The sequence below is a fragment of the Rhodococcus sp. NPDC054953 genome (assembly GCF_053609225.1).
In genome coordinates, this window is sequence record NZ_JBSGXD010000004.1 from 45,601 (window position 1) to 69,830 (window position 24,230).

Sequence of the window (24,230 nt, forward strand, 5' to 3'; positions counted from 1 at the left end):
GCGGGTCGGGCCAGACCCGGTGCCGTGCCATTGTCATACCTGTAATATTGCAATGTTATGGCAGCGTATGAGAGCACAGCCGGGAGTTCACGGGACCGCGAGGCCGTGCGGGACGCCGTCCTGTCCGCGGCGATCGCGGTCGTCGTCGAGGAGGGGCCCTCCGCGTTGACCGTGCGCCGACTCGCGTCCGACGCGCACACCTCGACGATGTCGGTCTACACGCATTTCGGAAGCGTCGGCGGGGTCGTGGGCGCCGTCGTCGAGTACGGGTTCGGGTTGCTCGGCCGGACGATGGCGGCCGCTCCCCGATCCGGCGACCCCCTCGCCGACCTGTTCGGTATCGCGCTCACCTATCTGGCATTCGCGCGAGACCACCCGCGGCTGTACACGACGATGTTCCAGCACACCTCCTCCGACCGGGGCCCGGGCCGACGAACGGACGTCGTCGGGACGGGGGCACCCATCGAGGCGCACGGGGGCGGCGCGGCCTTCGCGACGTTCCTCGCCGCACTGTCCGGGACGGGTCCCGGTCGGCAGGCAGGCCCCGAGGAGCACGACGCGCAGCGGTTGGCCCTCGCCGCGGAGCTCTTCAGCGCGCTGCACGGCAACGCGATGCTGCGGATCGCCGGCCATCTGGACACCGCGGACGACACGGTCGCCCATTCACTTCTCGTCGCCCTCGCCGTCGGGAACGGCATGAATCGAGAGTCAGCGATCCGCGCGCTCGAACGGGCTCGGGCCGTCAACGGGAGGGCCTGACACGCAGGCGCGGTGGGTACGACGCCTCCGCCGCCCCCACCGCGCTCGGCGCTGACCGCCCTCCGCTACAGGTACTGACCGGTGTTCGACTCGGTATCGATCGCCCGGCTCGCGCTGGCGTTCTTGCCGGTGACCAGCGTGCGGATGTAGACGATCCGCTCCCCCTTCTTGCCCGAGATGCGTGCCCAGTCGTCCGGATTGGTGGTGTTGGGCAGGTCCTCGTTCTCGGAGAACTCGTCGACGATCGAGTCGAACAGGTGCTGCACGCGCAGGCCGGGTGCGCCGGTCTCGAGCACCGCCTTGATCGCGTACTTCTTCGACCGATCCACGATGTTCTGGATCATCGCGCCCGAGTTGAAGTCCTTGAAGTACAGGACCTCCTTGTCGCCGTTCGCGTACGTCACCTCCAGGAACCGGTTCTCGTCGCTCTCCGCATACATCCGGTCCACGACCCGCTCGATCATCGCTTTCACGCACAGCGCCCGATCACCGCGGAATTCGGCGAGGTCGTCGGCGTGCACCGGAAGCGTCTCGGTGAGGTACTTCGAGAAGATGTCCTGCGCGGACTCGGCGTCCGGGCGTTCGATCTTGATCTTCACGTCGAGCCTGCCCGGTCGCAGGATCGCGGGGTCGATCATGTCCTCGCGGTTCGACGCACCGATCACGATGACGTTCTCGAGGCCCTCCACGCCGTCGATCTCGCTGAGCAGCTGCGGAACCACCGTGGTCTCAACGTCTGACGACACCCCGGACCCGCGGGTCCGGAAGATCGAATCCATCTCGTCGAAGAACACGATCACCGGGGTGCCCTCGGACGCCTTCTCCCGCGCGCGCTGGAAGATCATCCGAATGTGCCGCTCCGTCTCGCCGACGAACTTGTTCAGCAGCTCGGGGCCCTTGATGTTCAGGAAGTACGACTTCGCGTCCTTGGCATCCTGACCGCGCGCCTCGGCGATCTTCTTCGCGAGGGAGTTCGCGACCGCCTTCGCGATCAGGGTCTTGCCGCAGCCGGGCGGACCGTACAGCAGCACACCCTTCGGCGGACGCAGTGCGTACTCGTGGAAGAGATCCTTGTGCAGGAACGGCAACTCGACGGCATCCCGGATCTGTTCGATCTGCCTACCCAAACCGCCGATGTCCCCGTAGTCGACATCCGGGACCTCCTCGAGCACGAGGTCCTCCACCTCGGCCTTCGGGATCCGCTCGAAGGCGTACCCGGCCTTGGTGTCGACCAGCAGCGAATCACCGGGCCGCAGCTTGCGGGTCGGTGAGTCGATGTCCTCGTCGTCCGGGTGCAACGTCTCATCCGAGGCAGCGACCGCCAGCGGATGCGCGAGCCAGACGACGCGTTCCTCGTCGGCATGCCCGACCACCAGTGCGCGTTCCCCGTCATCGAGGATCTCGCGGAGGCTGCAGATCTCTCCGATCCGCTCGAAGGTGCCCGCCTCGACGACCGTCAACGCCTCGTTCAGCCGCACCGTCTGCCCCGGCTTGAGCTCGTCGGTGTCGACGTTCGGCGAGCAGGTGAGCCGCATCTTCCGTCCCGACGTGAACACGTCGACCGTCTGGTCGTTGTGCGCGCAGATCAGCACGCCGTAGCCGCTCGGGGGTTGACCGAGGCGGTCGACCTCTTCCCGCAACGCGATCAGTTGCTGGCGCGCCTCCTTGAGCGTGTCCATCAGCTTCGAGTTGCGAATCGACAGGGAATCCACGCGTGACTCGAGTTCACGCACCTGCTCCGGAGACTGGGCAAGTTGTCGGCGAAGTGCAGCGGCCTCAAGCTTGAGGGCCTCGAGTTCCGCCCTGGCAGCCACCGAGTCCGGATTCTCTGTTGCGCTCATGTGCGACTCCTCCCAGTTCGATCCCTCAACGCTACCGCCGTGCCCACGAAAGTGTGTTGCGACACTTGGGACATCGCACAATCTGGGACGGTGCAGGTCACCACCGACACCCCACCAGCCATGTTAGCCTCACCTACATTGCTCCCGGTCCCGGCAGGAGCGCCCCTCACAGGAAAGAGTTCCCCGTGATCACCCGTACGACACTCATTGCCACCGGAGCCGTCCTCGTTGCACTCGGGCTCACGGCATGCGGTTCCGACGACGCCGCCGACACCCCGGCAACGAGCACCGCGAGCAGCACCGTCGCCGACGCGACCACCAGCGCGAACACCGCAGCCGCAGCGGCCGCTCCCGGCGCCGAGACGCTGAACGCGACGCTGGCGACCTTCTTCGACCCCGCGGTTCCCGCTGCCGACAAGGTCGTGCTGATCGAGGACGGCGAGAAGCAGGCCGCGGTCCTCGAACAGTTCAACGGCGTGCTGCAGGGCTACCCCCTGACTGCCGACGTCACCAAGGTGGTCGCGGTCGACGACGACACCGTCACCGCGACGACCACCATCGCGGGTCCGCACGGCGGCGCCCCCGTCGAGGTCACCTTCGACGAGCACGACGGCGCCTGGATCATCTCCGACGACGCGGTCTGCACGATCCTCGGCATGGGCCAGCTGACCTGCGTGAAGTAGTCGCCTTCGGCAACTGTGCGTGAGTTTTACCCCGACCGGGGTAAAACTCACGCACGGGCGCGCAGCGCAGCGCAGCGCAGCTAGCCCTTGCTGGGGCGGCGCTGCGGCTTCGGGGTCACCGTGCCCTCGGCGAGTCGCCGGGCGCTGACGAGGAAGGCTGTGTGCCCCTGCATCCGGTGTTCGGGGCGCACCGCGAGGCCGACGACGTGCCAGCCGCGCACGATCGACTCCCAGGACCGCGGCTCGGTCCAGCACTCCTGTTCCCGCATCGCCTCGACCACCTTCGACAGCTGTGTCGTGGTCGCGACGTAGACAATCAGCACCCCGCCGGGGACCAGCGCCTTCGACACCGCGGGCAGCACGTCCCATGGCGCGAGCATGTCCAGCACCACCCGGTCAACCTGCCCGTGCACGTCGGCGTCATAGTCGGCGAGATCGCCGATGGCCAGCTCCCAGTTGTCGGGGCGGCCACCGAAGAAGGTTTCGACGTTCCGGACCGCGTGTTCGGCATGATCCTCGCGGACCTCCCACGAGGTGACCTTGCCCTCGGGCCCGACGGCGCGGAGCAGCGAGCAGGTGAGCGCACCGGAACCCGCGCCCGCCTCGAGCACTCGGGCACCGGGGAACACGTCCCCCTCGTGCACGATCTGCGCGGCATCCTTCGGGTAGATGACCTGGGCTCCTCGCGGCATCGACAGCACGTAGTCGACGAGCAGCGGGCGCAACGCCAGGTACGGGGTGCCGTTGGTGGAGGTGACGACGCTGCCCTCGGGCGTGCCGATCAGGTCGTCGTGCAGGATGCCGCCGCGATGTGTGTGGAACTCCTTGCCCGCCTCGAGCACGACGGTGTACTTGCGCGCCTTCGCATCGGTGAGTTGGACCCGGTCCCCGACCCGGAACGGTCCGGTCGGTCGACCCTGCAACGCTGACATCTCGCTTGCTCCTCTGCGGTTGTTCCCGGCGACCCGTGCACCGGCCCCGACGGCGTGTCGGACCCCGCGCATACCCTGCCAGGTGTGAGCAGCCCCCCCGATGACGCACCCCACCGAACCAGCGCCCGCGCCCGCACGCTCACGGCCCGCGCTGTCCCCGTCACGCGCAGGCGACTTCAAGCAGTGCCCCCTGCTGTACCGCTTCCGGGCCATCGATCGGCTTCCCGAGAAGCTGACGACCGCGCAGGTCAGGGGCACGCTCGTGCACGCGGCCCTGGAGTCGCTCTACGGATTGCCTGCTGCCGGGCGCGGTCGGGAGACGGCGGTGACGCTCGTCGAGCCTGCCTGGGACCGGATGCTCGAGCAGTCCCCGGAACTCGCCGAGGTGGTCCCTGCCGACGACCGCGACCGGTTCCTTGGCGACGCCCGGCGCATCGTCGAGGACTACTACCGACTCGAGGATCCGACGGCGTTCGACCCCGAGGCCTGTGAGCTGCGGATCGAGACCGCTCTCGCGGACGGGGTCCCGCTCCGCGGCTTCGTCGATCGGGTCGATGTCGCACCGACCGGCGAGGTCCGGGTGGTGGACTACAAGACCGGTCGGGCCCCGCGGGAGGGGTTCGAGCGGACCGCCCTGTTCCAGATGAAGTTCTACGCGCTGATGCTGCTGCAGACCCGCGGCGTCGTCCCGACCCAGTTGCGCCTGCTGTACCTCACGGAGGGCGAGGTCCTCACCTACACACCGGATCACGACGAGCTGCGTCGGTTCGAGCGCACGTTGAGCGCGATCTGGCGGGCCATCCTCGACGCCGGGCGCACCGGCGATTTCGAGCCGAGTCCCGGACGCATGTGCGGGTTCTGCGACCATAGGGACCGCTGCCCCGCGTTCGGTGGTTCACCGCCGCCCTATCCGGGTTGGCCCGATCCGGGCGACGGCGGGGTGGTCGACACGGCAGAGTGAGGAGTCCCCCTGTGAATGACACCGCCCCCGGTGCCTATTTCGTTCCGCTGGAACCGCTTCCGGACGGCACGGCACGGTTCCGGCCGACCGGGCACACGCTGAGCACCTGGTCCGGCGACATGCAGCACGGCTCGCCGCCGTCGGCCCTGCTCGTGCACGCGCTGCGCCGCCACCAGGCGCGACCGGACACGCGGCTGACCCGCGTGGTCGTGGAGATCCTCGGGCCGGTGCCGTTGACCGAAATCCGGGTGCGGGCGTGGACCGAACGCCCCGGCCACCGAATCGAACTCGTGGTCGCCGAGCTGTCCGCGGAGGGGCCGGACGGCAGCTGGCGCGCCGTTGCCCGCGGCACCGGGTGGCGGCTGCAGACGGCCGACACCGCGGCGATCGCGCATGCCGCCGACCCGGCGATCCCGCCGCGGACGGCGGACCCGTCACCGCTGCCCGACAACAGCTTCTGGCACACCGGGTTCATCGACTCGGTCGACTGGAACTGGCTGACCCCGCTCGGTGCGTCGGGCCTCTCCCACGCCTGGGGCAGGCCGATCCCCGTCCTGGTGGAGGGGCTCCCGCTCGACCCGATCGAGCGACTGTTCCTGATCGCCGACACCGCGAACGGCGTCGGCAGCAAGCTGGACCCGGCGGCGTGGACGTTCCTCAACACCGATGTGACGGTGCACCTGTTCCGGATCCCGGACGGGGACTGGATCGGGGTGTCCGCCGAAACCTCCTACGGCCCGGACGGGGTCGCGATGTCCTCGGGTGTCCTGCACGACGATGCGGGTCCGGTGGCCCGGGTGACGCAGACGGTGCAGGTACGCGCCCGCTGAACCCGCCGACGGCCCGCACCGGTAGCGGTGCGGGTCGTCGAGGGCGCCGTCAGAATCCGCGGCAGGTGCGGATGTCGGTGGCGAGGATCGCCTTGGCTCCGATGTCGGCGAGCCGGTCCATCATGTCGTTGCTGCCCTTGCGCGGCACCATCGACCGGATTGCCACCCACTGCTCGTCGGCGAGCGGGGCGACGGTCGGCGATTCCAGGCCGGGGGTGATGGCGACGGCCTCGGCGAGCCGGTCCCGCGGGCAGTCGTAGTCGAGCATCACGTACTGCTGGGCGCGGACCACGCCCTTGACGCGGGCGATCAGCTGGTTGCGAGCCTTGTCGTCCTGGTCGGAGCCCGCCCGCTCGATCAGCACCCCCTCGGAGTCGCACAGCGATTCGCCGAACGCCGCCAGGTTGTGCTGACGCAGGGTGCGGCCGGAGCCGACGACGTCGGCGATCGCGTCGGCGACACCGAGCTGGATGGAGATCTCGACGGCACCGTCGAGCCGGATCACGGTGGCCTCGATGCCGCGGCGGGCCAGGTCGGCGCGCACCAGGTTCGGGTAGGAGGTGGCGATGCGCAGGCCCGCCAGATCCTGCGGCGTCCAGTCCTTTCCGGCAGGCGCGGCGTATCGGAAGCTGGAGCGGCCGAATCCGAGCGACAGCCGCTCGGCGACCGGCGCACCCGAGTCGAGCGCGAGGTCGCGGCCGGTGATTCCGAGGTCCAGTTCACCGGATCCGACGTAGATCGCGATGTCCTTCGGGCGGAGGAAGAAGAACTCCACCTGGTTGGACGGGTCGAGCACGGTCAGGTCGCGGGAGTCGGTGCGCCGCCGGTAGCCAGCCTCGCTGAGGATCTCGGCGGCCGATTCGGACAGGGAGCCCTTGTTGGGCACTGCAACGCGCAGCATGATGGTCCTTCCTTCGAAGGCGAGAGGTGTGATGCGGGGAGTCGCGGCGGTGCCGCGCACGAACAACAGCGGCGGTGCCGCTCACAGATGGCAGCGGCGGTGCCGCTCACAGATGGCAGCGGCGGTGCCGCTCACAGATGTCGGTAGACGTCCTCGAGCTTCAGTCCGCGGCCGACCATCAGGACCTGCACCCAGTACAGCAGCTGCGAGATCTCCTCCGAGAGTTCCTCGTCGCTCTGGTACTCGGCGGCGATCCACACCTCGCCGGCCTCCTCGATCACCTTCTTGCCCTGGGCATGGACGCCGGCGTCCAGTGCGGCCACGGTGCCGGAACCCTCGGGGCGAGTGGCGGCACGGTCGGACAGCTCGGCGAACAGCGAATCGAAGGTCTTCACGGGTCGCCATTGTTTCACAGCGTCACCGGGTCGCCGCTGCCGCACTCAGCGTTCGGGCCGGGTCAGCGTCGGTGCGCTGTCGATCAGCGTCCGCGTGTACGGCTCGAGTGGTCGCTCGTAGACGTCGGAGGTGGGCCCGCACTCGACGATCCGGCCGCGGTGCATCACCGCGACGACGTCGCAGACGTGCCGGATCACCGCGAGATCGTGGGAGACGAGCAGCAGGGTCAGGTCGTGCTCGGTGACCAGCCTCGCCAGCAGGTCGAGGACCTGCGCGCGCACCGACACGTCGAGGGCGCTGACCGGCTCGTCGGCGATCAGGATCCGGGGCCGGGTGATCAGGGCCCGGGCGATGGAGATCCGCTGGCGCTGACCGCCGGAGAACTGGTGCGGGTAGCGCTGCGCGGCGTCGGGGTCGAGTCCGACGTCCGCGAGCATCGTCGCGACCAGTGCGGCGACGTCCGCGGCGGGCCTGCCGCGTCCGCTCATCGGCTCCGCGACGATGTCGCCGACCCGCATCCGGGGGTCCAGGGAACCCATCGGGTCCTGGAACACGATGGACACGTCGCGGCGCAGGCCGCTCAAGTCGCGTTCGGCCGCGCCGACGAGTTCGGTGCCTGCCACCCGGATCGACCCCGATGTCGCGGTATCCAGCGCGCACAACAACCGAACCAGCGTCGACTTGCCGCTGCCGGACTCGCCGACGATGCCGAACCGTTGACCAGCGGCGACGTCGAACGAGACGTCGACGAGGGCGGGCACCGGCGCGGGCCGACGCACCACCGACGCCCGGGTGCCGCGGTAGGTGCGGCTCACCGCGCGGGCCGCGATCAACGGGACGGACTGCTCGTTGAACACCGGGGCCGACGACGCGTGGACGGTTGCCGCGGACTCGCCGTGCTGCAGCGTCGACGCGTCGAGCAGGGACCGCGTGTACGGGTGGGCCGGGTCCGCGAACACCCCGGCAACCGGACCCGACTCGACGACGACGCCGTCCCGCATCACCAGCACCCGCTCGCACAGGTGCGCGACGACCGCCAGGTCGTGGGTGATCATCAGCAACGCGGTGCGGTGCTCGCGGACCGTGCTGTCGATCAGGTCAAGGATCTGCGCCGCCGTGGTCACGTCGAGTGCGGTGGACGGTTCGTCGCAGACCAGCAGCCGCGGCGTGTTCGCCATCGCGATCGCGATCAGCACCCGCTGCCGCTGCCCGCCGGACAGCTCGTGCGGATACGACCGCGCGATCCGTTCCGGATCCGGCAGGTTCACCGACACGAGCAGTTCGTGGACCGCGGCGCGGCGGTCCGCGCGGCGCAGACCGTCCCGGTGCAGCGCCAACACCTCGCCGACCTGGTTGCCGATCCGCATCAGGGGATTAAGCGCACTCATCGGTTCCTGGAACACCATCGCCACGTCGTCGCCGCGCAGTCGCGTCCACCCGCGTTCGGGCCGGTCGAGGAGATTGCCATCCACCCCACCCAGGCGCACCGACCCCGTCGCGGTCAGCTGGTCCGGCAGCAGACCCATCAGACTCAGCGCGGTCAGCGACTTGCCCGACCCCGACTCCCCGATCAGCCCGACCCGCTCCCCCGCGTCGAGCCGGAACCCCACCCCGGACAGCAGGTCCCGATCGTCGATGCGGACCCCCAGCCCGGACACCTCCAGCAGCGGTGCACCGGCTCCGCCGTCCCCGTTCATCGCACCACCTTCGGATCGAACCGGTCCCGCAGACCGTCACCGAGCAGATTGAACCCGAGCACAGTCAGCGCGATCGCCAGTCCCGGCCACAGCATCACCATCGGCTGTTGGTACAGGTACGGCTGCGTCTCCTGCAGCATCCGCCCCCACGACGGGGTCGGCGGCGGGGTGCCGAAACCGAGATACGACAGTGCCGCCTCGGCGAGAACCGCCAGCGCGAACGTCACTGACGCCTGCACGATCAGGTCACTGGAGATGTTCGGCAGCACGTGCCGCCGCGCGATCGCACCGCGGCCGAGACCGCTCGCGCGGGCCGCGAGAACGTAGTCCTGCGCCATCACCTGCCTGGTCCCGGCGCGGGTGATCCGCGCGAACGCCGGCGCCGACCCGATGCCAAGGGCCACCATCGCCGTCACCGTCGACCCGCCCGCGATAGCCGCGAACACGATCGCGAGCAGCAACGCGGGAAACGCGAGCAGGACGTCAACCCCGCGCATCAGCACCTCGTCCGCCGCGCCGGGACGCATCCCCGCGGCAACCCCGATCGGGATGCCGATCACCGCGGCCACAGCCACCGCGACAACGCCGACGAGCAACGTCGTGCGGGCACCGACCAGCAGGATGCTGGCGATGTCGCGGCCGAAATCGTCGGTGCCCAGCCAGTGCGCCGCGCTCGGCGCCGCCAGGCGCGCGGACGGATCCACCACGGTCGGGTCGAACGGCGTCCACACCAGCGACACCAGCGCGGCGAGCAGCACCAGGCCGACGAGCAGGCCGCCGACGACAAGCGTTCCGGGCGGCCGTCTCATGCATTGCTCCGCAATCGCCTCATACATTGCTCCGCAATCGCCTCATGCATTGCTCCGCAATCCGTATCATGCATTGCTCCGCAATCCGTCTCATGCATTGCTCCGCAATCGTGGATCCACCAGGGTGTGGACGACGTCGACGACCAGGTTCACCACCAGCACCAACAGCACCAACACCAGCACGATCGACTGCACCGCACCCATGTCCCGCTGCCCCACCTTGTCCAGCAACAGGCTGCCAAGCCCCGGCACCACGAACACCCGCTCGATCACCACCGCCCCGATCAGCAGCGTGCTCAACTGCACACCCGCGACGGTGATCACCGGGACCGCCGCGTTCCGCACCCCGTGCCGGAGCAGCGCCCTGGTGCGGGTGAGACCCTTCGCCCGTGCCGTCCGGAGGTAGTCCTCCCCCAGTTCGTCGAGGACCGCGGACCGCACGTACCGCGTCAACACCGACCCCTGCACCAGCCCCAACGCCAGCGCGGGCAACGCCAGGTACGACAGGAATCCGCCGACCCCCTCGATCGGGGCCTGCCAGCCGCTGGACGGCAGCCAGCCGAGCTCGACCGCGAACACCGTCGACAGCAGCACCCCGGCGAGGAAGGCGGGAATCGCGATGCCCACCTGGCTGATGCCGCCGATCGCGACCCCGTCCGGCTTCCCGGCCCGCACCGCCGACACGACCCCGAGGGGCAGCGCGATCGCCAATGCGACGACCATGCCCACTCCGACCAGCCACAGCGTGACCTGCAGGCGGTCCAGGATCTCGGGCCCGACCGGCTGCCTGGTCAGATAGGAGTCGCCCATGTCGCCGCGCAGCATCGCCCACATCCACATCGCATACCGCTGCGGGAGGGACATGTCCAGACCCATCGCCGCCCGCTCCCTGGCGACCGCCTCCTCGGATGCCTGCACCCCCAACGCGATCCGCGCGGGATCGCCGGGGAGGACGGCGAGCAACGCGAAGACGAGTACCGATGCTGCGGCGGCGGTCACCGCAAAGATGCCCAGCCTGCGGGCGATCGTCACCAGCATGCGCTACCCCCGCCGCACCCGGGTCAGGTCCATCGCGAGACCCGTCGCGTTCCGCGGCAGACCGGTCAGGTCCGAATCCGCCACCACCAGCAGCGGAAACAGGAACAGCCAGTCCGCGGCCGCGTCGTCGGTGATCGTCCGGGCCACCTCCCGCATCCGGGTGACGTACCCCGCGTCGTCGGCGGCGTCCGCCTCCGCGAGCAGCGCGGTCACCGCGGGGTTGTCGTAACCCCAGTAGTACTTCGGGTTACCGAACGTGGCGATGTCGTGCGGTTCGACGTGCTGCATCACCGACATCTGGTAGTCGTGCCGGGTGAACACCCGATCCAGCCACACCGCGGGAAACTCGACCGGATCGATCCGGACCCGGAATCCGACCTGCTGCAGTTGCGACGCGACGACCTGGGCGGCGGCGCTCGCGTACGGCAGATTCGGAACGTCAAAGCGCACCACCGGGTTCGGGTTTCCCGCCTCGGCGAGCAGGGCCCGAGCCCGGTCCGGGTCGAACGGGTACGCCCCGGTCAGGTCCTCGAACCACGGATCGGTCGGCGGCACCATCGACCCGATCAGCTCCCCGTAGCCGGCGTACGCGGTGGCGCGCACCGCGTTCCGGTCAACGGCGTGCAGGACGGCGCGGCGGACCCGGACGTCGTCGAACGGGGCGACGGCACCGTTCATCGACAGCACCACCTCCCCGTTGGTGGTTCCCTCGGTGACGGTGAACCGGGGATCACCGGTGAACTGGCCGAGCAGTTGCGGCGCCCCGAGGCTGAAGATGGCGTCGACGCCGCCACTGCGCAGCGCGTTCGCCTGCGCGGTCGCATCCGCGAAGTAACGCAGCCGGACCGTCGTCATCGCAGGCGGCCTGCCCCAGTAGCGGGGGTTGGCCCGCAACTGCAGCTCGGACCCCGGGTTCCAGCGGGCCACCGTGTACGGCCCGGTGCCGATGGCGGTGGACGCCAACTGGGCGACGCCGGTCGGGCTGAACATCGCCCCGATCGGTCCGGTCATCGCGAACAGCCACTCGTTGCTCGGCCTGGTCAACACCACCCGGGCAAGATCCGGGCGCGGCGCCTCGACCCGATCCACCACGGCCATCGCGGCCGGCGAGTTCGCGGTCCAGTCCGTCTGCACCCGCTCGATGCTGAACTTCACGTCGTCGGAGGTGAACGAGGCGCCGTTGCTGAACGTGACGTCGCGGTGCAGCGTGAACTCGTAGACGGTCCGGTCCGGGCTTACCGTCCACGAGGACGCGAGCAGCGGAACGATCGCGCCTGTGTCGTCGACCCGGACGAGACCCTCGTACACGTTGCCCAGCAATGCCTGTGGGATCGCGGCGCCCGCGGTGCGGGTGAAGTCGAGGTTGTCGGGCTTCGCGGTCAACGCCACCGTCAGCGTGTCCGGACCGCCGCTGCCCGACAGCCCGGCCCCCGCCGCGCACCCGGCGACCACCAGCACGGTGACCGCGCCGAGCGCGGCGGCCCTGCCGAGGCGGGAGATCATGACCGCGATCCTGCCACGGCCGGGCCGTCGGTCAGGGTTCTGCGGCTGGTGAACACGCGGGGCGCGCCGGTGACCGGGTCGGTGAACCGGATGCTGCGGGCGAGCAACCGCAACGGGTCGGTGAAGTCGTCGGGCGCGCGGTCCCGCAGCGTCGGGTAGAAGTCGTCGCCGACGATCGGCGCCCCCAACGAGGACAGGTGCAGGCGCAGTTGGTGAGTGCGCCCAGTCGTCGGCGACAGCCGATACCTGGCATGGTCGCCGACCCGCTCGATTACCTCGATGTCGGTGTGCGCGTTGGGATCTCCGGGGACCTCCCGGGCAGTCGGCTCGCCGTGCCGCTTGTCGATGCGGCTGCGGACCGTCATCGGGAAGTCGTGTCCCGGCAGGAACGGGGCAAGCGCCTCGTACTCCTTGACCACCCGGCGCTGCTCGAACAGCTGCTGGTACGGCCTGCGCAGCCGCGGGTCGTAGGTGCAGACCAGGACCCCCGCCGTCATCCGGTCCAGCCGATGGACCGGCACCACGTCGGGCAGGTCCAGTGCGCGACGCAGCCGCACCACCACCGATTCCCGGATGTGCCGCCCCCGCGGGATGGTGGCGAGGAAATGCGGCTTGTCCACGACGAGCAGCCCGTCGCCGTGATGCAGGACGTCCACCGCGAACGGCACCGGCACCTCGGCGGGCGGCTCCCGATAGAAGTACGCCAGCAGTCCGGGGCTGGCCGCGGCCGCGGGCGGCAGCGGCCTGCCGGTCCGGTCAACGACCTCCCCTGCGGCGAACCGGGCGTCCCAGTCGTCGTCGGGGGCGAGCGCGCGCAGGTGGTCACCGACCGTCGGGTACGCACCGGTCAGCCGGACCCGGTCGGGGCCGAGGCCGTCCCGCAGCGGCAGGGGTGGCGGTGCCGCCGTCCGCCGACGTCCCATCGTCAGGAGTCCGGGGCGCAGACCGCGCAGAGCAGTGTCTGCGCGCGGCCCTCGGCGGTGGCATGGTCGACGTGCCGGGCGGTGGGTGCACCGCACCCCGTGCACCGGCCGAGAACCGCGGCATGGTCGGAGAAATCGACCGTCTTGCGGCCGTCGAACACGTACAGGGAGCCGTCCCACAGCCCGTCGTCGCCGAAGGCCTCGCCGTACCGCACGATGCCGCCATCGAGTTGGTACACCTCCTCGAATCCGCGCCTGCGCATCAGGGCGGACAGCACCTCGCAGCGGACCCCGCCGGTGCAGTAGGTGACGACCGGGCTGGACTTGAGATGGTCGTAGCGTCCGCTGTCGAGTTCCGACACGAAGTCGCGGGTGGTGGCGACGTCCGGAACGACGGCGCCGCGGAACCTGCCGATCTCGGCCTCGAACGCGTTGCGACCGTCGAAGAACACCACCTCGTCGCCGCGGCGGTCCACCAGGTCGTGCACCTGCTGCGGCGACAGGTGGGTGCCGCCGTCGACAACACCGTTCTCGTCGACGGTCAGCTCATCCGGGGCACCGAACGTGACGATCTCCGGACGCACCCGCACCGACAGGCGCGGGAAGTCGTCGCCCTGCCCGTCCGACCACTTGAAGTCGGTGTCGGCGAACGCCGCGTACTCGCGGGTGCCGCGGACGTACCGCTTGACCGCGGCGACGTCGCCCCCGACGACACCGTTGATGCCGTGCTCCGACACCAGGATTCGTCCGGTCAGCCCGTTGGCCGACGCCAGCGCGTGCTGCCACAACCGGATCGCGTCCGGGTCCGGCAGCGGCGTGAACCGGTAGAACAGCACGATTTTCGGGATCGCCACGTGCGCCCCTACACCGGTGCGAGGGCGTGCAGCGCGGTCAGGTCCGCGGCGGTGAGCCCGACCAGCGTCTCCCGGAAGACCCGCCGCGGACCGGCGGGCACCGCGACCAGCGAGGGCACCACCAGGACCGGGCAGCCCGCGGCCTCCGCGGCGGCGGCACCGGTCGGCGAGTCCTCCACCGCCAGGCACTGTCGTGGGTCGAGGCCGAGCAACTGCGCGGCCCGCAGGTACGGCGCCGGGTCCGGCTTGCCCGCGGCGACCTCGTCGCCGCACACCGAGTGGTCGAAGTGCTCACGGCCCAACGTGTCCAGGGCCGCCTCCCCCAGCTCACGTTCGGTGTTGGTTACCAGCACCGAACCGAGGCCGAGGGAGCGGACCAGGCCGAGCGCCTCCCGCGCCCCCGGGCGCCACGGCAACCCGGCGGCGAACATCCCCGCCATCCGCGTGTACAGCCACGCCTTGGCCTCCGCCATGGCCGCGGGGGTCTGCTCCAGACCCAGCGAGTCGAAGATCGTCGCCAGTGCGAACGGCGTCGACGAGCCGATCGTCGCGATCCGCGTCCGTTCCGTCATCACGCCGCCGAGATGCTCGGACAGTTCCCGGACGCCGATGTCCCACAGGTTCTCCGACTCGAGCAGCGTGCCGTCCATGTCCCACAGGACGGCCCGCGGGCCCGACTCGACGTCACCGAGCGGCTCAGACACGTCGGCGGTGCCGATCTCAGACACGTCGGCGGTGCCGATCTCAGACATTGAAGTACTTCGCCTCCGGGTGGGTGAGGACGAAGGCGTCGGTGGACTGCTCCGGGTGCAGCTGCAGCTCCTCGGACAGGGTCACCCCGATCCGCTCCGGCTCGAGCAGTTCGACCATCTTGCGGCGGTCCTCGAGTTCCGGGCACGCGCCGTAGCCGAACGAGTAGCGGGCGCCTCGGTAGCCGAGCTTGAAGTACTCCTCCACGTCGGTCGGGTCCTCGGTCGCGACCGCGGCACCGCCCGGCATCGTCAACTCCTCGCGGACCCGGCGGTGCCAGTACTCGGCGAGGGCCTCGGTCAGCTGCACGCCGATGCCGTGCACCTCGAGGTAGTCGCGGTAGTTGTTGGCCGCGAACAGCTCGTTGGCGAAGTCGGCGATCGGCTGCCCCATCGTGACCAGCTGGAACGGCAGCACGTCCACCTGCCCGGACGCGCGGGCGTCCGCGCGGGAGCGGATGAAGTCGGCGATGCACAGGAAGCGGTCCCGCTGCTGGCGCGGGAACGTGAACCGGTAGCGCTCGTTCGCGTCGGCGTCCGGTGCGTCGAGGACGACGACGTCGTCCCCCTCGGAGACGGCAGGGAAGTACCCGTACACGACCGCCGAGTGCGCGAGGATCCCCTCGGCGGTGAGCCGATCCAGCCAGTGCCGCAGCCGCGGCTTGCCCTCGGCCTCGACCAGTTCCTCGTAGGTCGGCCCGTCGCCGGCCCGCTGCCCGCGCAGACCCCACTGCCCGAGGAAGAGTGCCCGCTCGTCGAGCAGTCCCGAGTACTCGGCCAAGGCGACGCCCTTGACGATCCGGGTACCCCAGAACGGCGGCGTCGGCACCGGCAGGTCGGCCGCCACATCGGAGCGCTCGGGAACCTCGATCGGCACCTCCGCGGCCTTGCGGGCCTCCGCAATCCGTTTGGACCGCTCGTGCCTGGCCTTGCGTTCGGCGGCCTTCTCCCTCGCCGCGATCGCTTCCGGGCTGTCCGGGTCGGGGCCCTCGCCGCGCTTGGTGGCCATGATGGTGTCCATCAGGTGCAGGCCCTCGAACGCGTCGCGTGCGTAGCTGACCTCGCCCTGGTACACGTCGGCGAGGTCGTTCTCCACGTACGCCCTGGTCAGGGCCGCGCCGCCAAGGAGCACCGGGAACTGGTCCGCGACTCCCTTCGCGTTGAGTTCCTCCAGGTTCTCCTTCATCACCACCGTTGACTTCACCAGCAGCCCGGACATGCCGATGACGTCGGCCTTCTTGTCGACGGCCGCGTCGAGGATCGTGGCGATCGGCTGCTTGATGCCGAGGTTGACGACCTCGTAGCCGTTGTTGGACAGGATGATGTCGACGAGGTTTTTGCCGATGTCGTGCACGTCGCCCTTGACGGTGGCGAGCACGATCCGGCCCTTACCTGCCTCGTCGGTGGCCTCCATGTGCGGTTCCAGGTGCGCGACCGCCGCCTTCATCACCTCGGCGGACTGCAGCACGAACGGCAGCTGCATCTGCCCGGACCCGAACAGTTCACCGACCGTCTTCATGCCGGACAGCAGGGTGTCGTTGATGATCTCCAGCGGCGGCCGGACCGTCATCGCCTCGTCCAGGTCGGCCTCGAGGCCCGCCCGTTCCCCGTCGACGATGCGCCGGGCGAGCCGCTCGAACAGCGGCAGCGCCGCCAGCTCCGCGGCCCGCGACTCGCGTGCGGACGCAGCCGAGACGCCCTCGAACAGTTCCATCAGCTTCTGCAGCGGGTCGTAGCCGTCATGGCGGCGGTCGTAGACCAGATCGAGGGCCGTCTCCCGCTGCTCGTCGGGGATCCGCGCCATCGGCAGGATCTTCGAGGCGTGCACGATCGCGGTGTCCAGTCCGGCCTGCACGCACTCGTGCAGGAACACCGAGTTCAGCACCTGCCGCGCGGCCGGGTTCAGGCCGAACGAGATGTTCGAGATGCCGAGGGTGAAGTGGATGTCGGGGTGCCCCGCCTTGAGCTGCCGGATCGCCTCGATCGTCTCGATGCCGTCGCGGCGCACCTCCTCCTGCCCGGTGGAGATCGGGAAGGTGAGCGCGTCGATGATGATGTCTTCCTCGCGCAGGCCCCAGTTGCCGGTGATGTCCGCGATCAGCCGCTCCGCGATCCGCACCTTGTGCTCGGCGGTGCGGGCCTGACCCTCCTCGTCGATGGTGAGCGCGACGACGGCCGCGCCGTGCTCCTTGACCAGCCGCATGATCCGCTGGAACCGGGAATTCTCGCCGTCGCCGTCCTCGTAGTTCACCGAGTTGACGGCGCTGCGGCCGCCGAGGTGCTCGAGGCCCGCGCGGATGACCTCCGGTTCGGTGGAGTCGATCATGATCGGCAGCGTCGACGCCGTCGCGAAACGGCTTGCCAGCGCGGCCATGTCGAGCGCACCGTCGCGGCCGACGTAGTCGACGTTGAGGTCGAGCATGTGCGCACCGTCGCGGGTCTGGTCCTTCGCGGTGTCGATGCACTTCTGGTAGTCCTCGGCGATCATCGCCTCGCGGAACGCCTTGCTGCCGTTGGAGTTCGTGCGCTCGCCGATCACGAGGAAGCTCGCGTCCTGCTCGAACGGCACCGCCGCGTACAGCGACGACGTGCCCGGCTCCGGGGCCGGGGTGCGCGCACCGCGTTCGACGAGCCGCACGGCCTCCGCGACCGCCGAAATGTGTTCGGGCGTGGTGCCGCAGCAGCCGCCGACCATCGACAGGCCGAACTCGGCGACGAAGGTGCTCAGCGCCCGCGCCAACTCCTCGGCGGTGAGCGGGTATTCGGCGCCGTTCGCGCCGAGTACCGGCAGACCGGCGTTCGGCATGACCGACACCGGCAGCCGCGAATGCTTCGACAGGTGCCGGAGGTGCTCGCTCATCTCGTCCGGACCGGTCGCACAGTTGAGGCCGATCATGTCGATGCCGAGCGGTTCCAGCGCGGTCAGCGCGGCGCCGATCTCGGAGCCGAGCAGCATGGTTCCTGTGGTTTCGACGGTGACGTGGGTGATGATCGGGATCCGGCGGCCCGCGCGGTCCATCGCGTGCTGGCTGCCGATGATCGCGGCCTTCACCTGCAGCAGGTCCTGACAGGTCTCGACGAGGATCGCGTCGGCACCGCCGTCGATCATGCCGAGAGCCGACTCGGTGTACGCATCGCGCAGCACCGCGAACGGCGCGTGCCCGAGGGTGGGCAGCTTCGTTCCCGGACCCATCGACCCGAACACGAACCGGGCCATGCCGTCGCGGCCCGGCCCCATCTCGTCGGCGACGTCACGGGCGATGCGGGTGCCGCGCTCGGACAGGTCCCGGATCCGGTGCGCGATGTCGTAGTCGGCGAGGTTCGGCAGGTTACAGCCGAACGTGTTGGTCTCGACGGCGTCGGCACCGGCCTCGAAGTACGCGGCATGAATGTCGCGAAGCACGTCGGGACGGGTCTCGTTCAGGATCTCGTTGCAGCCCTCGAGGCCGAGAAAGTCGTCGAGGGTGAGGTTCGCGGCTTGCAGCATCGTCCCCATGGCACCGTCGCCGATGACAACGCGCTCGGTGAGCGCATCCAACAGGGCGGAATGGAATGGGGCAGACATGCCGTCCAGAGTAGTGGGCGCCCCGGACCGCCCTGGCCGTAGGCTGGGCAGGTGAGTCCAACCGAACGCTCCGGGGTTCCCGACGACATGCCGGACGACGACGTCCCCACCCTCCGCGACCCCATCCTGGTGGCCGCGTTCGAGGGCTGGAACGACGCGGGCGACGCCGCCAGCGGGGCGGTCGAACACCTCGAACTGATCTGGGACGCCCGACCTCTCGCGGAACTCGATTCCGAGGACTACTACGACTATCAGGTGAACCGGCCGCAGGTGCGGCAGGTGGACGGCGTCACCCGGGAGATCCAGTGGCCCGCGACCCGCATCTCGGTGTGCTCACCGCCCGGCAGCAAGCGCGACGTACTGCTGCTGCGCGGCATCGAACCGAACATGCGCTGGCGCAGCTTCTGCGACGACCTGCTTGAGATCATCGAGGACCTCGGCGTGACCACCGTGGTGATCCTCGGCGCCCTGCTCGCCGACACCCCGCACACCCGCCCGGTCCCGGTGACGGGCACCGCATACAGCACCGAGTCCGCGCAGGCATTCAACCTCGAGCAGACCCGCTACGAGGGCCCGACCGGGATCACCGGGGTCCTGCAGGACGAGTGCGTCAAGGCGGGTGTCCCCGCGATCTCGTTCTGGGCGGCCGTCCCGCACTACGTCTCGCAGCCTCCCAACCCGAAGGCGACGGTTGCGTTGCTCCGCCGCGTCGAGGACGTCCTCGACGTCGAGGTCCCGCTCGGGGAGCTGCCCGGGCAGGCCGAGGACTGGGAGGAATCCGTCACCGAGATGACCGAGGAGGACGAGGAAGTCGCCGAGTACGTCCGTTCCCTCGAGGAACGCGGCGACGCGGAGGTCGACATCTCCGACGCCATCTCCAAGATCGACGGTGACGCGATCGCCGCCGAGTTCGAGCGGTACCTGCGCCGACGCGGCCCCGGCGGCTTCGGTGGCATCTGAGCGCACCGCCGCAGTGACACCTGAGCGGCACCGCCGCAGCGACACTGAGCGGCACCGCCGCAGCGACACTGAGCGGCACCGCCGCAGCGGCACCTGAGCGGCGGCGGTCGTCACGGCACGTCCTCACCCGACGCCGGGTCACCCCCACCGCGACCCCCGCTCTCGGTACGACGGTGCCGATACCCCTCGAAGGTCGGATCCCACTCCGCCCGCCACTCCTCCAGCTCCCGCACGTCCCTGGCCACGATCATCCCGTGCAGGATGCCGAACAGCTCGTGCAGGTGATGTCGATGGTTGACCCGCGGGGTGCGCGCCGGATCCACCTGCGCCGGTGGCGTCCACTCGGTGCGGCCAGGGTGATCCGATCCCTCCCGCGCGACATTGGTTCGCCAGCCGCCCGGCCCGTCATGGACCAGCGCATGACATGCATCGCAGACCAGGTCGAGGTTGTCTATGTCGGTGCGGCCGTTTTTGTCCCACTCCTGCAGGTGATGCACCGCGGTCATCGATGCAGGCGCATCACAGCCCGGCCGAGTGCAGCCCCTCGATGATGCGATCAACGCCAGCCGCTGATCCGCCGAGGCGAGGCGTTTTCCTCGCCCGAGATGCAGCGGCCGACCGTTGCGGCCGAGAACCAGCAACACCGGATGGGCGCGTTCCGCCAACCTGAGGGCGTCGCGGATCGGGACGATCCCGCCCGACGCCGTCGTCACCACCCCCGACGCCTCCTCGACCTGCTGCAATGTCATGGTGATGATCGCGGTCACCGGCAACCCCCGATGACGACCAAGGGCGCCGGATCCGAGGAGCTGTCGCAGGCCGACCTTGAGTGCGTCGTGGTTGCGTTGGGCTGTCGTGCGAGTGTCCCGGGACGCCGCCTTCGCCAACGCCGTCTGGTCGAGCCCATCGGCGGTCACGTCCCCGGACGGGGAATCGGGATCGTCCGGATTGTTCATGCCCTTACGGGCCATCTTCGCCAACAGCGGTTCGAGCAACGCCCGGGCCTCCGGATCCAACAACCCCGAGATCGGCGTCATGAGGTCTGCCCGCTGCTTCCCGACCCGCACCCCACGCTGCCGCGCCCGATCCGCATCGGAGAAGTTGCCGTCCGGATTCAGGTACGCCAACAGTTCCATCCCGGCAGCGAGGACATACTTCGGGTCCGCTTCCCGCGCCACCATCGCCAGGGTCGCCTCCGCGGCCTCTCGTTTCGTGGTGTCGACGGCAGCGGGGACCTGTCGCATGATCTCCCGCACCGCCTCCACATGCGACAGCCCGACCGCTCCCTCACGCAACGCCCGCGCGGTGTGCGGCAGCGTCGGCCGCTGGACGTCACCGCGCATCCCGTGCCAGGTGCCGGTGCAGCGCGCCGACCGCAACCGTGCCTGCGCCTCACCCGCGGAGACCCGCAGCGTCTTCACCAGGAACTCGACCGGCTTCAGGTCGAAGTCGCCGGGCAGCGCCCGCTCGACCGCCTCGACCAGCACCCGCTGCCCCACCGCCGTGAGCCCGCGTGCCGACCCCTCCACCCGCTGCAGCACCTCGACGACCTCGTCGTTCGACAGGCCCGCCAACCTCCCCGAACAGTGCTTCGACGGCAGCGTCGAGGGCCGACAGGTGCGCCCCGACCTGGTCCATCGCTGCCGTCGGACTCATCCCGTCACCCCTGTCTCATCCTCGGCCACCGTCATCCTCAGCCACCCCTGCTTCGAATGTCTGTTCTACGTTACGCCGCCCCGCCGACACGTTTCCGCGACCAGCCCCGAACCCTCAGGTCACCCCGGAACTGTGCGTGATGTTCACCCCTATCGGGGTGCACATCGCGCACCGGCGGCGAAGCCGCAGGTGACAGAACCCTGACAACACCGCATCCACGCGGGTGAGCACTTCCTGATTGCTGCGTAACGTCCCGGCAGCCACCTCGTCACCACCGCGCCGCACGCTCGTGTCATGGCGAGCACAGGTGAGGTGAAGCGGCGACTGCTGGTGGTCGGCAACGGCATGGCCGGCGCCCGCACGGTCGAGGAGATCCTCGCCCGCGGCGGCCGGGACATGTTCGACATCACGATGATCGGCGACGAGCCCTACGGCAACTACAACCGCATCATGCTCTCCCACGTGCTGGCAGGCGAGACCGCCGCGGACGGCGAGGAGATCGTCCTCAACTCGATGAGCTGGTACCGCGACAACGGGGTCGCGCTGTACGCCGGGGACCGCGCGGTCCGGCTGGACCGGTTCGCCAAGACCGTCACCTGCGAGTCCGAGCGGGTCGTCGACTACGACGTGCTGATCGTCGCGACCGGCTCGAACACCTTCTTCCCGAACATGGACGGCCTGCGCGAGGCGGACGGCAGGCTCGGCCGCGGCGTATTCGGCTTCCGCACCATCGCCGACACCAACGGGATGCTGCAGCTCGCCCAGTCCAGGGACGGGGTGGCCGCGGTCGTGATCGGCGGCGGCCTGCTCGGCCTCGAGGCCGCGTACGGCCTGCGCACCCAGGGGTTGAGCGTCGACGTGGTGCACTCCCCCGGCCACCTGATGAACCAGCAGCTCGACGAGCGCGGCGGTCAGATGCTGCGCGCGAAGATCGAGGACCTCGGCGTCGGCGTGCACACCGCGACGCGCACCACCGCGGTGCTGCGGGACGACGCCGGGAACGTGACCGGGGTCGGGTTCACCGACGGCAGCACCCTGCCCGCCGACATGGTCGTCGTCACCGCCGGGATCCGCCCCAACACCGAATTGGCCCGCGCGGGCGGACTCGTCGTCGAACGCGGCATCGTCGTCGACGACCAGATGCGCTGCGAGGACGAGGGTTCGGTGTACGCGGTCGGCGAGTGCGCCCAGCACCGCGGCGAGCTGTACGGCCTCGTCGCCCCCGTGTGGGAGCAGGCCGTCGTGCTCGCCGAACACCTGACCGGATCGAATCCGGCGGCCGCGTACCAGGGTTCGACGTCGACGACGAAGCTGAAGGTCGCCGGGCTGGACGTCGCGGCAATGGGCGCAAAGGGTCCCGAGCAGGGCGGCGACGAGTTCGTCGAGTTCTACGATTCGCGCACCGGCGTCTACAAGAACGTCGTCGTCCGGGACGGCAGGCTGGTCGGCGCGACGCTGATGGGCGAGACCGGCAAGGCCGCGCTGCTCACCCAGGTGTTCGACGGCAAGGTGGACCTGCCCGAGGACCGGCTGTCGCTGCTGTTCGACCTTGCGGGCGAGGCCGCCGCCGCCTCGGCCGCGGACCTGCCGGACGACACCCAGGTGTGCAACTGCAACGGCGTCACCAAGGGCGACCTCGTCGCCTGCGTGCACGGCGGCGCGCAGACGCTGGCCGAGGTGTGCGCGAAGACCCGAGCGGGCAAGGGCTGCGGCTCCTGCAAGTCCCTCGTCGCGGACATCGTCACCTGCGCCGCAGGCGGTGCGCTGGCCGCCGATCCGGCCGCCGACTGGTACGTGCCGTGCATCCCGATGACCAAGGCGGAGCTGATCGCCGCGATCCGCGAGCGCGACCTGCGCGCCGTCTCGCAGGTGTTCGCCGCGCTCGCCGAGGGCGGCACCGAGGTGGCGGCGGCGAAGATGCCGCTCGCGTCGCTGCTCCGCACGATCTGGGGTCCGGACTGGGTGGACGAGCGCGGCGCCCTGTTCATCAACGACCGCGTGCACGCGAACATCCAGCGGGACGGCACCTTCTCGGTGGTCCCGCAGATGAAGGGCGGCGTTACCACCCCGGATCAGCTGCGCCGCATCGCGGACGTCGCCGACAGGTACCACGTGCCGCTGGTGAAGGTGACCGGCGGCCAGCGCATCGACCTGCTCGGCATCAAGAAGGAAGACCTGCCGAAGGTGTGGGGCGAGCTGGACATGCCGTCCGGCTACGCATACGGCAAGAGCATGCGGACCGTGAAAACGTGTGTCGGCAGCGACTTCTGCCGCTACGGACTCGGCGACTCGACGAACCTCGGCATCGCGCTCGAGGAACGACTCCAGGGGCTGGAGACCCCCGCCAAGCTCAAGCTCGCCGTCGCCGGCTGTCCCCGGAACTGCTCGGAGGCGCTGTGCAAGGACTTCGGCGTCGTTGCCGTCGGGGACGGCCGCTGGGAGATCTACGTCGGCGGCGCCGCGGGTGCACACATCCGCAAGGGCGACCTGCTGGCCACCGTCGACTCCGGGCAGGCGGTGATCGACCTGGCGGGCCGGTTCGTCCAGCACTACCGCGAGGACGCGAAGTGGCTCGAACGCACCTACGACTGGGTGCCGCGGGTCGGCCTGGAGCGGTTGCAGGCGTTGCTGGTTCGAGACGAGGAGGGCATCGTGGCCGGACTGGACGAGAGGCTGGCGACCGCGGTCGCCGGGTACCGCGACCCGTGGCGCGAGCGCAGCGCACCGAAGTCGCCCGCGCAGTTCACGCCGGCGCTGCCGCTGCTGCCGCTGCCGCAGGTGCCGGTCCGATGACCGCGCTCACCAGCGGCATCGCGGTCGGGCAGGTGTCGGACCTGACGCCCGGCGAGGGCCGCACCTACGTCGTCGACGGGCGTCAGGTCGCGGTGTTCCGCCTAGCGGACGGCACCGTGCGCGCAACGGACGCGGTGTGCCCGCACCGGGCGGGCCCCCTCGCCGACGGGCAGATCGACGGCGAGCAGGTGGTGTGCCCGCTGCACCAGTACGGCTTCCGATTCGACACCGGCGCCTGCAGCAGCGATGACGTCCCCGCCGTCCGGGTGTACCCCGCGGAAATCCGAGACGGCGTCGTGGTCGTCGAACTCTGACCCGCCCGGTCCCCCACCCCTTCTCCGGGAGTTCCCTAATGTCACATCGGGTCACGTGACGACACC

The 24,230-nt window shown here is 69.9% G+C and carries 20 protein-coding genes; 7 read left to right on the plus strand and 13 right to left on the minus strand.

Translation table 11 applies throughout. The features are described from left to right. Nucleotides 1-57: 57 nt before the first annotated feature. On the plus strand, nucleotides 58-759 hold the full coding sequence (locus ACWF62_RS04325) for a TetR/AcrR family transcriptional regulator (protein WP_378569446.1): 702 nt from the start codon (nucleotides 58-60) through the stop codon (nucleotides 757-759). Nucleotides 760-824: 65 nt separating this feature from the next. Here ACWF62_RS04325 and arc read toward each other — a convergent pair whose 3' ends face one another. Beyond that, on the minus strand, nucleotides 825-2,600 hold the full coding sequence (gene arc / locus ACWF62_RS04330; protein ID WP_378507094.1) for a proteasome ATPase: 1,776 nt from the start codon (nucleotides 2,598-2,600) through the stop codon (nucleotides 825-827). Between the two features lie 185 nt (nucleotides 2,601-2,785). Here arc and ACWF62_RS04335 point away from each other — a divergent pair, with 185 nt between their 5' ends. Further along, nucleotides 2,786-3,283, plus strand: coding sequence for a nuclear transport factor 2 family protein (locus ACWF62_RS04335; protein WP_378569448.1), 498 nt, complete (start codon nucleotides 2,786-2,788; stop codon nucleotides 3,281-3,283). A gap of 80 nt (nucleotides 3,284-3,363) precedes the next feature. Here the strand turns inward: ACWF62_RS04335 and ACWF62_RS04340 are convergent, their stop codons facing one another. Further along, a complete protein-coding gene (locus ACWF62_RS04340) occupies nucleotides 3,364-4,215 on the minus strand; it encodes a tRNA (adenine-N1)-methyltransferase (protein ID WP_378507092.1) in 852 nt (283 codons plus the stop codon). Nucleotides 4,216-4,315: 100 nt separating this feature from the next. On the opposite strand from ACWF62_RS04340, the gene ACWF62_RS04345 reads away from it, so the two are divergent. Together ACWF62_RS04345 and ACWF62_RS04350 are read left to right on the plus strand one after the other, a co-directional pair. Further along, nucleotides 4,316-5,176, plus strand: coding sequence for a RecB family exonuclease (locus ACWF62_RS04345; protein WP_378507277.1), 861 nt, complete (start codon nucleotides 4,316-4,318; stop codon nucleotides 5,174-5,176). An 11-nt stretch (nucleotides 5,177-5,187) separates the two neighbouring features. Then, the gene (locus ACWF62_RS04350) at nucleotides 5,188-6,006 is read left to right on the plus strand and encodes a thioesterase family protein (RefSeq protein WP_452629494.1); all 819 of its coding nucleotides are present in this window, start codon (nucleotides 5,188-5,190) and stop codon (nucleotides 6,004-6,006) included. Between the two features lie 49 nt (nucleotides 6,007-6,055). Here ACWF62_RS04350 and hisG read toward each other — a convergent pair whose 3' ends face one another. The 10 genes from hisG to metH all read right to left on the minus strand — a co-directional run bounded on the left by hisG (nucleotide 6,056) and on the right by metH (nucleotide 18,441). Beyond that, nucleotides 6,056-6,907 carry an ATP phosphoribosyltransferase gene (gene hisG, locus ACWF62_RS04355; RefSeq protein WP_378569452.1) on the minus strand — a complete coding sequence of 284 codons (852 nt, stop codon included), beginning with the start codon at nucleotides 6,905-6,907 and terminating at the stop codon, nucleotides 6,056-6,058. Nucleotides 6,908-7,038: 131 nt separating this feature from the next. After that, entirely contained in the window at nucleotides 7,039-7,302 is a 264-nt protein-coding gene (locus ACWF62_RS04360) for a phosphoribosyl-ATP diphosphatase (RefSeq protein WP_142100658.1), read from the minus strand. 45 nt (nucleotides 7,303-7,347) lie between these two features. After that, nucleotides 7,348-9,000, minus strand: a complete 1,653-nt coding sequence (locus ACWF62_RS04365; protein WP_452629495.1) for a dipeptide ABC transporter ATP-binding protein — start codon at nucleotides 8,998-9,000, stop codon at nucleotides 7,348-7,350. Further along, a complete protein-coding gene (locus ACWF62_RS04370; RefSeq protein WP_378569456.1) occupies nucleotides 8,997-9,809 on the minus strand; it encodes an ABC transporter permease in 813 nt (270 codons plus the stop codon). The genes ACWF62_RS04365 and ACWF62_RS04370 overlap by 4 nt, the downstream gene beginning before the upstream one ends. Before the next feature lie 90 nt (nucleotides 9,810-9,899). Further along, entirely contained in the window at nucleotides 9,900-10,847 is a 948-nt protein-coding gene (locus tag ACWF62_RS04375; RefSeq protein ID WP_452629496.1) for an ABC transporter permease, read from the minus strand. A 3-nt stretch (nucleotides 10,848-10,850) separates the two neighbouring features. Further along, a complete protein-coding gene (locus ACWF62_RS04380) occupies nucleotides 10,851-12,350 on the minus strand; it encodes an ABC transporter substrate-binding protein (RefSeq protein ID WP_452629497.1) in 1,500 nt (499 codons plus the stop codon). After that, on the minus strand, nucleotides 12,347-13,273 hold the full coding sequence (locus ACWF62_RS04385; protein ID WP_378569462.1) for a pseudouridine synthase: 927 nt from the start codon (nucleotides 13,271-13,273) through the stop codon (nucleotides 12,347-12,349). The genes ACWF62_RS04380 and ACWF62_RS04385 overlap by 4 nt, the downstream gene beginning before the upstream one ends. Nucleotides 13,274-13,275: 2 nt before the next feature. Beyond that, entirely contained in the window at nucleotides 13,276-14,127 is an 852-nt protein-coding gene (gene trhO, locus ACWF62_RS04390) for an oxygen-dependent tRNA uridine(34) hydroxylase TrhO (protein WP_378569464.1), read from the minus strand. 8 nt (nucleotides 14,128-14,135) lie between these two features. After that, on the minus strand, nucleotides 14,136-14,879 hold the full coding sequence (locus ACWF62_RS04395; protein ID WP_452629498.1) for an HAD family hydrolase: 744 nt from the start codon (nucleotides 14,877-14,879) through the stop codon (nucleotides 14,136-14,138). Continuing rightward, nucleotides 14,872-18,441, minus strand: coding sequence for a methionine synthase (gene metH, locus ACWF62_RS04400; protein ID WP_452629499.1), 3,570 nt, complete (start codon nucleotides 18,439-18,441; stop codon nucleotides 14,872-14,874). Before metH ends, ACWF62_RS04395 begins: the two co-directional genes overlap by 8 nt. An 87-nt stretch (nucleotides 18,442-18,528) precedes the next feature. On the opposite strand from metH, the gene ACWF62_RS04405 reads away from it, so the two are divergent. Then, complete coding sequence (locus tag ACWF62_RS04405; protein ID WP_378507276.1) at nucleotides 18,529-19,401, plus strand: PAC2 family protein; 873 nt, start codon at nucleotides 18,529-18,531, stop codon at nucleotides 19,399-19,401. A 110-nt stretch (nucleotides 19,402-19,511) separates the two neighbouring features. Here the strand turns inward: ACWF62_RS04405 and ACWF62_RS04410 are convergent, their stop codons facing one another. Next, on the minus strand, nucleotides 19,512-20,975 hold the full coding sequence (locus ACWF62_RS04410; RefSeq protein ID WP_452629500.1) for a DUF222 domain-containing protein: 1,464 nt from the start codon (nucleotides 20,973-20,975) through the stop codon (nucleotides 19,512-19,514). A gap of 376 nt (nucleotides 20,976-21,351) precedes the next feature. Here ACWF62_RS04410 and nirB point away from each other — a divergent pair, with 376 nt between their 5' ends. Then, nucleotides 21,352-23,850, plus strand: coding sequence for a nitrite reductase large subunit NirB (nirB, locus tag ACWF62_RS04415; RefSeq protein WP_378507079.1), 2,499 nt, complete (start codon nucleotides 21,352-21,354; stop codon nucleotides 23,848-23,850). Beyond that, entirely contained in the window at nucleotides 23,847-24,164 is a 318-nt protein-coding gene (gene nirD, locus ACWF62_RS04420) for a nitrite reductase small subunit NirD (protein ID WP_378507078.1), read from the plus strand. Before nirB ends, nirD begins: the two co-directional genes overlap by 4 nt. Nucleotides 24,165-24,230 lie beyond the last annotated feature (66 nt).

Bases quoted from the DNA above. Each gene is read 5' to 3' on its own strand.
- ACWF62_RS04345 (WP_378507277.1), top strand. From the start codon at position 4,316: ATGACGCACCCCACCGAACCAGCGCCCGCGCCCGCACGCTCACGGCCC.
- metH (WP_452629499.1), bottom strand. From the start codon at position 18,441: ATGTCTGCCCCATTCCATTCCGCCCTGTTGGATGCGCTCACCGAGCGC.
- ACWF62_RS04370 (WP_378569456.1), bottom strand. From the start codon at position 9,809: ATGAGACGGCCGCCCGGAACGCTTGTCGTCGGCGGCCTGCTCGTCGGC.
- ACWF62_RS04395 (WP_452629498.1), bottom strand. From the start codon at position 14,879: ATGTCTGAGATCGGCACCGCCGACGTGTCTGAGATCGGCACCGCCGAC.
- ACWF62_RS04375 (WP_452629496.1), bottom strand. From the start codon at position 10,847: ATGCTGGTGACGATCGCCCGCAGGCTGGGCATCTTTGCGGTGACCGCC.
- ACWF62_RS04365 (WP_452629495.1), bottom strand. From the start codon at position 9,000: ATGAACGGGGACGGCGGAGCCGGTGCACCGCTGCTGGAGGTGTCCGGG.
- ACWF62_RS04380 (WP_452629497.1), bottom strand. From the start codon at position 12,350: ATGATCTCCCGCCTCGGCAGGGCCGCCGCGCTCGGCGCGGTCACCGTG.
- ACWF62_RS04340 (WP_378507092.1), bottom strand. From the start codon at position 4,215: ATGTCAGCGTTGCAGGGTCGACCGACCGGACCGTTCCGGGTCGGGGAC.
- ACWF62_RS04325 (WP_378569446.1), top strand. From the start codon at position 58: ATGGCAGCGTATGAGAGCACAGCCGGGAGTTCACGGGACCGCGAGGCC.
- nirD (WP_378507078.1), top strand. From the start codon at position 23,847: ATGACCGCGCTCACCAGCGGCATCGCGGTCGGGCAGGTGTCGGACCTG.
- hisG (WP_378569452.1), bottom strand. From the start codon at position 6,907: ATGCTGCGCGTTGCAGTGCCCAACAAGGGCTCCCTGTCCGAATCGGCC.
- nirB (WP_378507079.1), top strand. From the start codon at position 21,352: ATGGCGAGCACAGGTGAGGTGAAGCGGCGACTGCTGGTGGTCGGCAAC.
- ACWF62_RS04385 (WP_378569462.1), bottom strand. From the start codon at position 13,273: ATGGGACGTCGGCGGACGGCGGCACCGCCACCCCTGCCGCTGCGGGAC.
- ACWF62_RS04405 (WP_378507276.1), top strand. From the start codon at position 18,529: ATGCCGGACGACGACGTCCCCACCCTCCGCGACCCCATCCTGGTGGCC.
- arc (WP_378507094.1), bottom strand. From the start codon at position 2,600: ATGAGCGCAACAGAGAATCCGGACTCGGTGGCTGCCAGGGCGGAACTC.